Source organism: Archangium violaceum, assembly GCF_016887565.1.
Classification (GTDB): domain Bacteria; phylum Myxococcota; class Myxococcia; order Myxococcales; family Myxococcaceae; genus Archangium; species Archangium violaceum_B.
The window spans coordinates 5,245,458-5,258,450 of the sequence record NZ_CP069396.1 but is presented as its reverse complement, the minus strand read 5'-3'; the positions used below and the strand labels follow the sequence as shown (position 1 = coordinate 5,258,450).

Sequence of the window (12,993 nt, the reverse complement as noted above, 5' to 3'; positions counted from 1 at the left end):
CGCTCACTTCGAGCCCGGGGTCGCGCGCATGGCGAGCATGGGGCGGTACACACCCCGGTACGACCAGGCCAGGTAGACCTCCAGCGCCAGGATGAAGACGGTCATCCCCGTGCCTTCCGGAGCGAGGAAGGCGTGGTACGCGACGATGTTGACGATGACTGGCGCGAGGAGGGCCAGCGCCAGCGGCACGAAGCGGTTGGACAGCAGCAGCACCCCCGCGAGCACCTCGGTGCCCTTGATCAGCGGAAACATGTAGCCCGTCTTCCCGAGCGCGCCGGCGAACGCGAGGGCGCCTTCGGGAATGGGCGTCGTGGGTTGAGGCAGGAAGTTCAGGAAGCCGTTCAGCCCGAAGACGAAGAACATCAGCCCCATCAAGAGCCGTCCGGCGGTCGGAAGATGGCGAGCGATCGACTTCGGGGTCTTGCCTTCGGCGGCAGTCGCCGCGAGCGTCGTGTCCGTTCCCAGGGTGGCCTTCATGTCGTGTCTCCTTCAGGGTCGAAAACCGGGATCTATCGTCACGACGAATGACGATCCGCAAGATCGACACAGCGGGCGATTTTTCCTGGAGTCCCGCCAAACGCCCGAAATCACTGGAGGCCAGAGGACCACACCAGGAGGTTGCCCGGTTCCTCGGGGGCGACGTGGGTCGCGTGTCTAAGAGATTTCCCAACCCCAGGAGGCAATGGGCCGAAGGTCTGTTGCGCCCCATCTTGTCCTGCAGTCAATCCGGGAGGTGGGGAATGCAGACCTGGAGAGCTGTTGCCTTGTCCTGTGCGTTGATCGCGGGGTGTGGCGGACCGCTTCCGGAAGTGGAACCGCCGTCCGACGAACAGATGCCGGGGGATGAAGTCGCGGCCATGTGGACGAACGACACCCCGACCCTGGGGCGGGCACGATTCGTCAAGGACATCTTCCCGGAAGCGGCTTTCAGGGGGGCCGAACCACAGAACCTGGTGAGCTTCCGCGGGAAGCTCTCCTTCGCCGCCAACCACCAGGATGGGCGGAGGGAGTTGTGGAAGAGCAACGGCACCAGAGCCGGCACCGTCGTGGTGGTGGAGTTTCCACCGCTGAGCCGTCCCGCGGGTTTTTTCGACTTCCTGTCCAATCTGACCCCCGTGGGGTGTCAGCTCTTCTTCACGGTCGGGGACGAGGCCCATGGCAATGAGTTGTGGGTCAGCGACGGGACGCGCGAGGGGACGAGGCTGGTGGAGGACCTCACGCCAGGGACCGAGGGCTCGGCACCGCACACCCTCGTGGCGGTGGGAAAGACCCTGTTCTTCTTCCGCACCCTTGGAGGGGATCCCTCCTCGCCTGGGCGGACCGAGCTGTGGACGTCCGACGGCACCGCGGAAGGGACGGTGCGGGTACGTGACTTCGGGCCGGGAACCAGCGCGAGATCCGACAGGGTGATCGCCCGGGGCGATACGCTCTTCTTCTTCCTCGCGAACCCGGATGGTACGCACGAGCTGTGGAAGTCGGATGGCTCCGGGGCGGGCACGATGCGGTTGAGGACCTTCGACCCGGCGCCCCTGGGCTCCCCGCCGAGCTCTCTTCGAATCGCGGGACGTCTCGTCTACTTCATCGCCGAAGATTCGACCCACGGCAACGAGCTGTGGAGGACGGACGGCACCGTGGCCGGCACGGAGCTCGTCGAGGACCTCACGCCCGGTCCCGCCAGCACCACCCTGCAACTCCTGGACGTGGCTCGCGATCAGCTGTTCTTCACGACCCGCGACCAGACCGGGACGGTGATGCGCCTGTTCAAGGTGAAGGTGGGTGGCGACAGCCGTTGCGACCCGAAGCTCGTCACCACGCTGCCCAATCCCTTCGCCGGCAACCCGGAGGTCACCTCCTTCATCACCGCCTTCGCCACCACGGGCAGGGAGCTCTTCTTCTCCGTCGCCTTCTTCGGCCCCGGCCCCGCCCCGATCGACCACCAGCTCTGGGTGACCGACGGCACGAAGTCCGGGACGAAGCTGCTGCACCGGCCCCTGAGCCTCTCGGATGAGTTCACGACGGAGCTCTTCCCCGTGGGTGACCTCCTCCTCTTCCCCGCCAATAACGAGGCGGACGAGACAGACACGGAGCTGTGGGTGAGCGACGGGACGGTGAAGGGCACACGGCGTCTGCGGGACATCAACCCAGGGCTCGCGTCCTCGTTCCCGCATGCATTCACCCGCGTGGGTGACTGCGTCTTCTTCATCGCCTTCCGAGAGGGTGAGGGCGACGCGTTGTGGGTCCTTCCCGTGCGGCGCTCGAGCCACGCCTCGGTGGTGGGAGCCGAGCGTTGAGCCAGGGGAACCGGTGGAGCCACGGTGAGCGGTCCACGTCCGCGTCCGAAGGTCTGTCCGTGCCGGGCCTTCAGGGCGCCAGCGGCTTGTGCAGCAGTTGGATGAGGTTCTGCCGCCGGGGCGTCTTCTGGAGCGTCATCCCGGTGACTTCGTAGCCCTGCCGCTGCCAGAAGCGGAGCGCATCCGGATTCTGCTCCTGCACGACAAGCCGGATGCCCGCCGCGCCCTGGCCGCGCACCCACTGCTCGAACGCACCGACGAAGCGGGCCCCGAGCCCGGCGCGGCGGTGGTCCGGGTCGATCATCAACAGACCGATGATCCACTCGTCCTGCTCGGGAAAGCCACGCACGGCATCGAGCACTCCGAGCAGTTCCTTCTTCCCCTCCGCGTACAGCCCGAAGGCGAACTTGTCCTCCAGCGTCTTCCCCGGAGGGAGGCTCTCGAGGATCGCCTCCGCGGCATCGGGCTCCAGCGCCCCGTAGACCAGCGTCATGAAGGCGTGGCAGCGCTCGACCAGCGCGCGCAGGGCCTCCACGTCTTGCGCTCCGAGCTGCACCACGGCACTTCCGTCGACTTGGAACATCGGGCCCTCCTCGGGTGGCCAGGACAGACTACGGGGAGCGTACGGCGACCGGCTACTGCTCCTCGCGATTGATCGGCAGCTCCAGCGTGAAGGTGGCGCCCTGCTCGGGACCCTGGCTGGAGCAGGCCAGCCGTCCATCCATCTCGGCGGCCGCCAGGGCACTGATGTGCAGACCGAAGCCGTGCCCCGTCTTCTTGGTCGTGAACCCCTGGGTGAACATGCGCGCCAGGTTCTCCGGCGCGATGCCGATGCCGTTGTCCTCCACCTCGATGAGCAGATGACCCGTGTCGGGCTCATGCCGCACCTGGATTCCCAGGCGCTTGTCCTGTTTCGCGCTGTCCATCAACGCGTGCCTCGCGTTGCTCAGCAGGTTGATGAGGATCTGCAACAGCTTGTGCCGGTCGAGGTAGATGGCGGGCACCTCGGCGTAGTGGCGCTCGACACGGATGCCCAGGCGCTCGAAGGAGACGGCGTGCAGGCGCAACGCCTCGTCGATGAGCTGAGGCACCACCACCTGCTCCACGGCCCCCGCGGCCCTCGCGTGCTTCTGCTGCATGCTCACGATGGACTTGATGTGCTCGACGCTCTCCCCCAGCGAGCGCATCTCCTGGAGCAGGGCGTCCCGCTCATCCAGGAGCTGGTCCGACACGGCGATGAGATAGGCCGGGAGCTTCTGTCCCTGGGCATCGTGCGCGAGGAAGGAGCAGATGTCCGAGACATGCTCGCGCAGGAGGTTGGCGGCCTTGGCCAGTCCCGAGACACGCGACTGACGGAGCCGGTCGGTGACGAGGCTGGTGGAGATGTTGACGCTGTTGAGGGTGTTGCCCACGTTGTGGAGCACACCGGTGGCGACCTCGGCCATGCCCGCCTGGCGTGAGACGTCCACCAGGGTGCGGTGCATCTCCCCCAGCCGGGTCTCCGCCTCCCGGCGGGCGGTGACGTCGCGGCCAAAGAGCGTCGCCCCCACCACCCGGCCATCCGCGCCGGCAATGGGGTGCATGCTGATGTCGATCACCAGACGGGCGCCCCCCTCCTCGTAGGTTTGCTCCAGGCGCAGGCGCTGGCCCTGAATCACCTGGGCGAAGCGTGCCTCCCAGAGCTTGCGCGCCTCGGGAGTGTCATGCTGGAAGAGCAGCTGTCCCGGCTCGAGCACGATGCCAGCGCGCCGCAGATAGATATCCCTCGCGGCCGAGTTCGCCGTGAGCAGGCGCCCCTCGCGGTCCAGCGAGACCACGAGATCGTCGGTGCTCTCGATGACGCTGTTGAGCTTGCTCTCGCTCTCCCTCAGCTCCTTGAGCGTCCGCTCGAGCGAGGCCTGCGCCGCGCTGCGCGCGGTGCTGTGCAGAGAGCCCAGTCCCCAACTGCCCACGAAGCAGAGGCCCGCGAAGACGTGGCCGAACCAGATGGTGCTGGCGGTGATGGCACTGACGTCGATGCCGATCTGCTCACGGTAGTACGGATGGGCCACTCCCAGGGCCGCGAACAACAAGAGGGTGATGGACAGCCCCAGCCGAGGCCCCGCCAGATACACGGCGAGGGCGGGCAGCAACATGCCGATGGCATGCGCGCCACCGGCGGGATTCGGGTTCACGAAGACGGAGGACACGTGCCCGATACCCAGGGTCACCAACAGCACCATGGCCGGTAGGGAGGGAGTGCGAGCCCCGCGTGCCAGCAACAGCGTCCCCAGGTAGCCCAGGCCGGCGATGATGCTCCCGAGCGGGAGGGCGTTCGTGGAGATGGAACGCAGCACGAACACCACGTTGATCAGCGTCAGGAAGCAGGCAGCACCCACCATGATCCGGTGACGGATGAGGTCCGTGGGCGCTGAATTCCGCAGGGGCTCCGAGAGCATGGAGTCCAATCGCTCCAGCAGCCAGTGACGGCCCACATGGGACATGGAGTCCTGTCGACGATTCTCGGGCGGGTTGAGGGTGGACGGAGATGTCTCGAAAGATGGAAATTTCGCCATGGCCGAGTGTGGAGACAGTCGCGAGGATGGGGCTCGCGACTCGTCCGGGGGGGATTGTGCGCGGGGAGCAGGATTTTCCCCAAATAAGGAGCCGGGTAGGCGAGATAAGGTCCCGCCGCATGAACGCTCGGCATTCGACCTTCGCTCTCGCCGTCGTTGTATGCCTCCTGTCACCCACCACGTGGGCCAAGCCCTACCGCGCCATGGTGACCCGCACCGCATCGACCACGCGGAGCGGCAACATGGAGCTCGGCCTGCGCTACCAGGGCTTCTTCGCCCTCGACTCCGACAAGTCCCTGCCCTACCACCAGGTCTCCCCCAGCATCCGCTGGGGCATCCTCGACAACGTGGAGGCCAACGTCTATTTCGAGGTTCTCGGGCTCGGCAACCCCGGCGAGAACGGCTTCCAGCTGGCCTTCGGTGACATCCCGCTCGGCGTGCAGTGGACGTTCCTGGAGACCAGTCCCTTCTCCCTCGGTGCCTACGGGCGCGTCACCTTCCCCACCGGGCCGAGCGACCAGGACGCCATCCCCCCGAGCCTGTCCGACGGGACGTGGGACTTCGAGGGCACGCTCATCGGCGAGCTGCGGGTGAGCAGGGACCTGCGCTTCATGCTCAACGCGAGCTACCTCCACCATGGGACGAGGGATCGCGGCAACCTGCCGGACTTCGACGTCCCCGACGCCGTGCAGCTGGGCGTGGCCGGTACCTACAACATCAACAACGCCACCCTGGTGGGCCTGGAGGTCATCGGCCGCCGCTACTTCGAGCCCGTCATCACCCCGGCGTGGACGAACAACGCCAACCAGGTGGAGATCATCCCCGTGGTGCGCCGCGAGGTGTTCCCGGGCCTGGTGCTGGAGGCGGTGGCCGGCATCTCGGTGACGCCGGACCTCTCGGACATCTACCAGTTCCGCCTGCTGCTCGGCGGAACCTACGAGTTCGACCTGGCCTCGGGTCCGGCCCTGCCCGACGACGACGACGACAGGCCGACGAAGAAGAAGTCCGAGCCCAAGAAGAAGCCCACGGCGCCTCGCAAGCGCTGAGTCCCCCCGAGCCGGGCCCCCACGGGCTCCGGCTCAGGCACTCTTGCGGCGGCGGATCATCGCCTCGTACGAGCGGCCCACGCTCTGCGAGAGGATGAGCAGCTCACCCACGTCCGGCGGGGTGAGCTGGCCGGGTCCGTTGTCCACGTACAGCATGTGCACCAGCTTGCCGCGCACCAGCAGCGGGAGGATGACGGCCGTCGTCGGGTAGTCCCCTCCCAGCAGCTTGTAGAAGAAGCCCGACGCCGCGTCCCGCTTCACCGGCCCCACGTAGTGCGCGCGCGTGTCGCGCACCAGTCGGAAGGTGCTCGGCCCCTGCAGGCCGATACCGATGCGCTTCACCGCGGCCTCGCGCACCCCCTTGCCCATCCCCCGCCAGCCCGTCACCAGGCTGCCGTGCACGCTCAGCAGCAGGCTGCGCTTCCACTTGCCCAACGCGAAGCGCAGCACCGTCGTCGCCACCTGCTCGCGGTCCGAGCTGCGCGACAGCTCCGCCTGGGCCTCGGCGAAGGTGAGCGGCGTGGGCAGCGGCTCGCGCACCACCGGCGCCTTCGCCCGGGGCCGCACCGGCGCGGCCTTGGGCGGCGGCAGCGTGACCGGAGGAATGCTCGGCGGCACCGGGGGCGCGACCGGCTCCGGCAGCGGCGTCTCGGGGAGGAGCAGCTCCGGGAGGGGCTCGAGGGGCTGGGCCACGGGCGGCTCGATGACCGGTTCCGGGACCGGCTCGACGACCTGCTCGAGCAGCAGCTCCGGCTCCTCCTCCATCGCGGGCGCCGGCGCCTCGGGCTGGTACTCCGTGAGGATGGGGGCGGGAACCTCCTCCTCCTCCGCCACCATCTCGACGAGCTCCAGGACCGGCTCCTCCCCCAGGGGCCTGGCCCCTCCGGTGAGCGCCTGGGCGTAGAGCGATTGGAACTCCTCCTCGCTGATCAGGTCCTCGACCTTCGAGGCCGCCTTCTCCGCCTCCTGCTGCTCGCGCGTGGGCCGCACGGCGTTCATGTCGATGGCCCGCATCGCCCGGAACGCCTTCGCGTAGCGCCGCTGCAGCTGGTTCATCCGGAACTCGGGGATGACCACCGGCACCACGCGCTTGCCCGTCTTGAACGCCAGCGCGTCCAACGTCTGGATGTCCTGGGGGTTGATGACCGCCACGCTCATCCGCGTGGAGTCCACGCGCATCGGCATGAAGTCCCGCTCGTCCGCCTGGCTCAGGTCCACCAGCTCCAGCGCACGGGGGTCCGGAATCATCTCCCCCGAGGCGAACGCCACGTTGTGCTGCTTGCCCAGCACCCGGGCCAGGTCCTGCTCGGACACCAGCCCCAGCTCCACGAGGTTCGTCCCGAGCCGCCCTCCATGGACGACCTGCGACTCGAGCGCCTCCTCCAGCGCCTGGGGAGTGATGAGCTTTTCTTGAAGGAGCAATTCGCCCAGTCGCATGACGGCACGGCTTGTAGCCGCCCCCCGCCGCCTTCCGCAAGGCGCCCCTGCGCCCCCTGCCCTCGCCCGGTCAATCCTCGGGATGGTGGCTGAGCGCCACCCGGTTTCCCTCGGGATCCCGGACATACACCGACCACTTCGTCTCCTTCTCCAGGGGCACCCCCGCCCGGGCGAAGCCCTCCACCGCCCGCGCCCGCTCCTCCTTGGGGATGCGGAAGGCCAACAGGAAGAGGCCCGGCCGCTCGTTCTGGAAGGGACCTGGCTCGGGCTCGCCCGAGACCTCTTCCAGGGCGAGGAAGCCCCCGCCCGGTACCCCGACCCACACACTGCGTAACGAGCCGTCCGCTCGGTGGTGCCGTTTGAGCTCAGAGAAGCCCAGCACATCCCGGTAGAAAGCGGTGACTCTCTCTACGTCCCGAACCTGGATGGCCAGATGGTGGAAGCCATGAACGTCCATGGAATGGAATGGTATGGTGTCCGGCCCCCATGGCGCGACTGCTGATCGTCGAGGACCACCCCGAACTGGCCTCCCTCATGGTTGCCGCGGCCGAAAGCCGCGGTCATGAGGCCACGGCCGTTCATACCGGCGAAGCCGCGCTGGCCCTCCTGCGCCCAGCCGCCTTCCACGCCGCGGTGGTGGACCTGCTGCTGCCCGACATGCGCGGCAGCGCCGTGCTCTCCGCGCTCCGGGACCACGCCATCCCCGCCGTCGCCGTCAGCGGCGTCTTCAAGGGGGACCGCTTCGCCCGCGAGGCCATCGAGGTCCACGGCGCCCGCGCCTTCTTCGAGAAGCCCTTCGAGCTCCTCCAGCTCCTGGAGTCCGTCGAGCAGCTGTGCGGTCTCACCCGCCCGCTGGCTCCGCCCCCGGCCGAGGACGACGACGAGGTCGTGGTCTTCGAGGATGCTTCGCTCCTGGACGACGAGCCCCTCTTCGACTCCGCCGAGGACGAGCCCGGCTTCACCTCCGACGACTCCAGCGAGGACGAGCCCGTCTTCGCCCTCCCTCCCGAGCAGCAGGCTCCCGTGGTGCAGGGGCTCATCGAGGAGGTGAGGGAGCCACCGCGGCGCGCGGCCCCGCCGCCAGCCCTCGTGGTGCAGGTCCCCATCGAGACGGCGCCCATCGAATTCGAGGCGCCCCCTCAGGAGCCTGTCCCGCCCGAGCAGGAGCCCGCCGCCGCCGAGAACGCCACGCCCGTCACCCTCAAGACGGAGGATCTCGATGAGATCGGGGCCATGGAGGAGCTCGCGTCCTCCGACGAGGAGCCGGCGCCAGCCCCCGAGGAGCTCCAGCCCGTCGAAGAAGCCCCGCCGGCTCCCGCGACTGACCCCGAGGAGCTCGCGGCCCTCGACTCGCTCCGGCCCGTCGAAGAAGCCCCGCCGGCTCCCGCGACTGACCCCGAGGAGCTCGCGGCCCTCGACTCGCTCCGGCCCGTCGACGCGACCCCGGTCTCGGAGATCACCCCCGAGGAGCTCCGGGCGCTGGATGCACTCGCGGCGGCCGAGGAGACGCCAGCACCCGCCATCACCTCCGAGGAAACCCAGGCGCTCGACGCGCTCTCCCCCGTCGAGGAGGCTCCCACGCCCGAGGCCACGAACAGCGGGGAGACGACCCGCGACGACTCGGAGCCCGAGCCTGGGATCGCCCTGCCCTTCGGCGAGCGCGAGAAGGTGTGGAACAAGCCCTCCTCCACGCCCGGCACCCGCCGCCGTCCCCTGCCCGAGTGGTCGCTCTCGGGGGACCTGAAGAACACCAGCGTTCCCCGGCTGCTCAACGCCTACTACGAGGCCCGCCACAGCGGAGAGCTCAAGCTCCGGCAGGGCTCCCTGCTCAAGGTCATCTACTTCGGCGCGGGCCGCCCGGTGTACGCGGCGTCCAACCTCGCCCACGAGCGCTTCCTCCGCTTCTGCGCGCGCCGGGGCGTGATTCCAGAGGAGAGGCTCGCGGAGGTGGCCACCCTCGCCCGCGAGCAGAACCTCCGCTCCAGCGAGGCGATGAGCCGCCTGGGCCTGCTGGACGCGAAGAAGCGCCAGCAGCTCATCGAGGAGCAGGTGAAGGAGATCCTCTGGTCCACCTTCTCCTGGACCGAGGGCGCCTACGGTTTCAGCCCGCTGCAGCCCCCTCGCGCGGGGCTGGTGAAGCTGTCGGTGTTCCCCGGGGACCTCATCCTGGAGGGAATCCTCCGCTCGGAGCCCCTGGTGACGCTGCGCCAGCAGATGCCTCGCTCGCGCCGGCTCTTCCCCTCCGCGGCCCCGGCCTACGGCCTCCACGAGCTGAAGCTCAAGGGACAGCAGGCCCTGCTGCTGGCCTACGCCGACGGCACCAAGACGGTGGAGGATCTGCTCACCATCACCGAGCTTCCCGAGCGCGACGTGCTCGCCACGCTGCGGGGGCTGGAGTTGATCGGCGTGCTGGAGGAGCGGCGCGAGGAGCCGAGCAACAGCCGCCGCATCACCTTCGGCCTGTAGACACCCCGGGCCTCACCGGCGGCGGCGCCGCATGGCCGCCACCAGGGCCCCGAGCACCAACACCACCGGGCCGGAACCCGAGCTGGTGCAGCCACAGCCGGAGACGTCCACCCGCGGTCCGGGCTTGTCGCTGATGGAGATGGGCACGTCGCGCAACCGGGCCACACCCTCCATGCGGCGCGAGCCCACCAGGTGCGGGCGCGCCACGTAGGTGAGCCTCCGGGTGCCATTTCCCGCGAGCGACAGGCCCTTCACGGAGAGCACCCCCTCGTTCCAGGAGACCTCCATCCCCGCGTCCTGGCCCTGGACCTGCGCGCTCCCCTCCACGTACGTCAGCCCCTCCAGACGCTCCTCGTAGCTCACGTCATTCACGTCGCACCCGGTGGTGTTGGTGAGATCGACGGAGACACCGACGAGCCCCGTGTCCGAGGCGGCTGGTACCTCGGCGCGGCGCTGCACCTTCACGAAGGGCTCCACGGTGATGGGCAGCGTGTGCTGGACCGTGGTCTGGCTCTCCGGGCCCGCGCTCGCCGTCACCTCCATCACCACGGGCCTGCCCACCAGCGTGTCGAACCCGGTCTCCTTCGTGGACACCGACACGGTGCCATCGGGATTCGTGCTCTGCGTGGACTCGGGGCCAGACACCTGACGCCAGGTGAGGGCCGGCGACTGGCAGAAGCCCTTGGGGAAGGTGGGCGTCAGCGTGGTGCTCGCCTGCTGGCCGCACGCGGCCACCAGGGCCGTGCCCGCTGGCAGGGGCTCCACTCCCGCACGTACCGGGGGAGCCACCAGCTCCGTCACCGTCTCGGGGGAGCGGCTGCCCGCGTCGTCCGCCATCGAGGCCTTCAATTGCAGGCGTCCACCCAGGCACTGCTCTCCCAGGGAGACCGTCCACGAGCCCTGGATGGGCACCTGTCCGGATACCGAGCGCCCACCCGCGCCCGGTTGGGAGACCTGGAGGTCGGCGCGCAGGCCCCGGCGCGCGGGGCAGTTGAGGTTCGAGCCCACATCCACCCGCAGATCGCCCGAGGGTTCCGACACCTCGTGGACCCCGAGCTCGAGCTTGCCCGAGTCGAACGGTGCCAGCGAGGTCTCGACCGTCACGCGCTGCTCCGAGGCCGGCCCGGTGATGTCACTCGTCCCCTTCAGGTGGTTGACGGCCGTGAACGTGAGGTGGGTCGTATCGACGCAATCCGTCGTCTTCGCCGTCAGCCTGGGCGATCGCACCTCGGCCCCCAGCGCCACCGGGTTGCCGTCGGCGTCCTGCAGCGAGATGCCCCCCTCGGAGAGCTCCCTGTCGGACGTCACGCGCCAGGTGGTCTCCACGCCCGGGAAGCCGCTCGTGCCCAGACATTCGTGCGTCTTCCCGCCAGGCGAGAGCTCCCGCGACTGACCGGCGATGATGACGCCCCCATCGCTCGCCCCGAAGACCGCGTTCGGCTTGCCCCAGGGCGCCACGTGCACCTGGAACACCCTCGGGACGGAGCTGGTCAGCCCCTTGTTGTCCTCGACCATCAGCTGGAAGGGAAAGTCCGCGCCATCCGCCGAGCAGAGCGTGGGCGGAGCGGTGAGCGTGGCGGCGCTGCTCCCATCCTGCGTCAACGAGGGGCCCACCAGCCCCGAGGGCATCGGCCGCGCGCTCCAGTGGAATCCGGAGAGCGGGCAGCCCGCGTATGGCTCGCGGACCCGGACAACGAGGGGCTCCTGCTCACCCGCGCGCAGCTCCGTCTTGGAGAAGCTCACCTCGGGCGCGTCCGGAGGCCGCGTGTGCCTCACGAACACCGGGATGCCCCGGGTGACGTCATGCTCCGCCCAGCCATCCGAGGCGCGGAGCTCCAGGGAGCCCACCTGCTCATAATCGCAGACGTTGCCCGCGGTGACGTTCATCACGACGGGATCCCCCGGCACCCAGGCGCCACCAGCGGCTCCCACGTCCACCTGCCGCGCGGACCACTGCGCCCCACCCTGGGTCGGCGTGGCGGCCAGCGTCAGCACCGGATCTCCATCCGGGTCGGTCGCCGCGAAGGAGAACTGGCCGCTCTGGCCCTCGTCGAGTTCCACGATGGCGCCCGCCGGGAACTGGGGGCGCGCGGCATTGGTGTAGATGAAGAGATTGCCCGTGTTGGCCTTGGAGGCGGTGACGACGCAGTAGTTCGCGCCCGTACAGGCGACCTGACTCAAGGGGGCCAGCTTCATGCCTTCTGGAATGTCTTCCCTGAACATCCAGCGGGTGCCCGCCCGCGTGGCATCGGGCATGGGCACCGGGCTCGCCACCGCGTAGCGACCCCCCGGCAGCCCCACCACGGCCATCCCGAACCCATGACCGTAGGCGTCCGTGTTCGCCGCATCCACGTTCATGGACACGCCGGTCACCCCCAGGCCCCCCGCGTCGAACCTCCACACCGGCCGGATGTCACTGGTGGGCAGAGGGGTGTCGATGTTCCGGAGCGGACCCTGAAGGATCGCGGACTGCGTGCCGACCACGGCATGGGGAAGCTCCGGGCTGCCGGCGGCGAACAGCTCGATGGCCTGCGCGATCCCCACCGTGGGCAACACGTTCTGGAGCTGATTCGTGCTGCGCTTGTCGCTGTCGACCCAGTAGACCTGTGCCTGGTTGCTGTTGGAGCTCACGAGCGCGTAGGTCCTGCCGCCCACCCGCACCACTCCGAGAGAGCCGACGAGGTAGTCCTGCACTCCGTGCATCAGGGTGAGCGGCTTGTTGTCGTAGATGCTGGAGTCCGACATGAAGACGCCGCCGTTCGCGGAATCGTCATAGGCGACCGCGACGGCGACCCCTTCCGTGTGTTTCACCCGGAGGACGAGCGGTGCGGTCCCCGGCAGCAAGGCCGTATCACGCCCCACCGCGCACCCGTACGTGTCGTCCCATCGGATGCTTCGACGCTCGCCTCGCGAATCGCTGAAGAACGTGACGAGGCAGCCCGTGAACTCCTGGTAGTAGGTGCCCACCGATGGGGAGCTCACGTTCAACGTGAGCTGGCGCGGGGGCTGCTCGTCCAGGAACAGGTACGCGCCCAGTCCATAGCCCACCGAGAACTTCCCGGGCCCCCACACGTCCAACACGTGGTTGGGTGTCCCGCTCAGCGAGGGGCCCGCGTGCCACTCGGCATGCGCCCTCGCGGAGACCAGCACCACCAGGCAGGCCACCCACCCCGCGGCCAGGAGCCGCAGGCGCGCGCC

The 12,993-nt window shown here is 68.9% G+C and carries 9 protein-coding genes; 3 read left to right on the top strand and 6 right to left on the bottom strand.

Annotated features, from left to right (window positions below; genetic code table 11):
* Positions 1–3 precede the first annotated feature (3 nt).
* Complete coding sequence (locus JRI60_RS21510) at positions 4–477, bottom strand: DoxX family protein (RefSeq protein WP_204227708.1); 474 nt, start codon at positions 475–477, stop codon at positions 4–6.
* 380 nt (positions 478–857) lie between these two features.
* Between JRI60_RS21510 and JRI60_RS21505 the strand changes: the two genes are divergently transcribed.
* On the top strand, positions 858–2,291 hold the full coding sequence (locus JRI60_RS21505) for an ELWxxDGT repeat protein (protein WP_204227707.1): 1,434 nt from the start codon (positions 858–860) through the stop codon (positions 2,289–2,291).
* Positions 2,292–2,361: 70 nt separating this feature from the next.
* On the opposite strand, the gene JRI60_RS21500 is transcribed toward JRI60_RS21505, so the two are convergent.
* Both JRI60_RS21500 and JRI60_RS21495 read right to left on the bottom strand, forming a co-directional pair.
* Positions 2,362–2,874: a GNAT family N-acetyltransferase gene (locus JRI60_RS21500; RefSeq protein ID WP_204227706.1), complete on the bottom strand. Its 513-nt coding sequence runs from the start codon at positions 2,872–2,874 to the stop codon at positions 2,362–2,364.
* A gap of 52 nt (positions 2,875–2,926) precedes the next feature.
* Positions 2,927–4,774 carry an ATP-binding protein gene (locus tag JRI60_RS21495; protein ID WP_239470646.1) on the bottom strand — a complete coding sequence of 616 codons (1,848 nt, stop codon included), beginning with the start codon at positions 4,772–4,774 and terminating at the stop codon, positions 2,927–2,929.
* A 191-nt stretch (positions 4,775–4,965) separates the two neighbouring features.
* Here JRI60_RS21495 and JRI60_RS21490 point away from each other — a divergent pair, with 191 nt between their 5' ends.
* Entirely contained in the window at positions 4,966–5,892 is a 927-nt protein-coding gene (locus JRI60_RS21490; RefSeq protein WP_204227704.1) for a transporter, read from the top strand.
* A gap of 33 nt (positions 5,893–5,925) precedes the next feature.
* On the opposite strand, the gene JRI60_RS21485 is transcribed toward JRI60_RS21490, so the two are convergent.
* Entirely contained in the window at positions 5,926–7,329 is a 1,404-nt protein-coding gene (locus JRI60_RS21485; RefSeq protein WP_204227703.1) for a general secretion pathway protein GspE, read from the bottom strand.
* 70 nt (positions 7,330–7,399) lie between these two features.
* Positions 7,400–7,786: a VOC family protein gene (locus JRI60_RS21480; RefSeq protein ID WP_204227702.1), complete on the bottom strand. Its 387-nt coding sequence runs from the start codon at positions 7,784–7,786 to the stop codon at positions 7,400–7,402.
* A 29-nt stretch (positions 7,787–7,815) separates the two neighbouring features.
* Between JRI60_RS21480 and JRI60_RS53475 the strand changes: the two genes are divergently transcribed.
* On the top strand, positions 7,816–9,795 hold the full coding sequence (locus JRI60_RS53475; protein ID WP_239470645.1) for a DUF4388 domain-containing protein: 1,980 nt from the start codon (positions 7,816–7,818) through the stop codon (positions 9,793–9,795).
* A gap of 12 nt (positions 9,796–9,807) precedes the next feature.
* On the opposite strand, the gene JRI60_RS21465 is transcribed toward JRI60_RS53475, so the two are convergent.
* Entirely contained in the window at positions 9,808–12,948 is a 3,141-nt protein-coding gene (locus tag JRI60_RS21465; protein ID WP_204227701.1) for an MYXO-CTERM sorting domain-containing protein, read from the bottom strand.
* Positions 12,949–12,993 lie beyond the last annotated feature (45 nt).

Coding starts and splice junctions, on each gene's coding strand:
- JRI60_RS53475 (WP_239470645.1), top strand. CDS start 7,816: ATGGCGCGACTGCTGATCGTCGAGGACCACCCCGAACTGGCCTCCCTC.
- JRI60_RS21485 (WP_204227703.1), bottom strand. CDS start 7,329: ATGCGACTGGGCGAATTGCTCCTTCAAGAAAAGCTCATCACTCCCCAG.
- JRI60_RS21495 (WP_239470646.1), bottom strand. CDS start 4,774: ATGTCCCATGTGGGCCGTCACTGGCTGCTGGAGCGATTGGACTCCATG.
- JRI60_RS21505 (WP_204227707.1), top strand. CDS start 858: ATGTGGACGAACGACACCCCGACCCTGGGGCGGGCACGATTCGTCAAG.
- JRI60_RS21510 (WP_204227708.1), bottom strand. CDS start 477: ATGAAGGCCACCCTGGGAACGGACACGACGCTCGCGGCGACTGCCGCC.
- JRI60_RS21500 (WP_204227706.1), bottom strand. CDS start 2,874: ATGTTCCAAGTCGACGGAAGTGCCGTGGTGCAGCTCGGAGCGCAAGAC.
- JRI60_RS21480 (WP_204227702.1), bottom strand. CDS start 7,786: ATGGACGTTCATGGCTTCCACCATCTGGCCATCCAGGTTCGGGACGTA.
- JRI60_RS21490 (WP_204227704.1), top strand. CDS start 4,966: ATGAACGCTCGGCATTCGACCTTCGCTCTCGCCGTCGTTGTATGCCTC.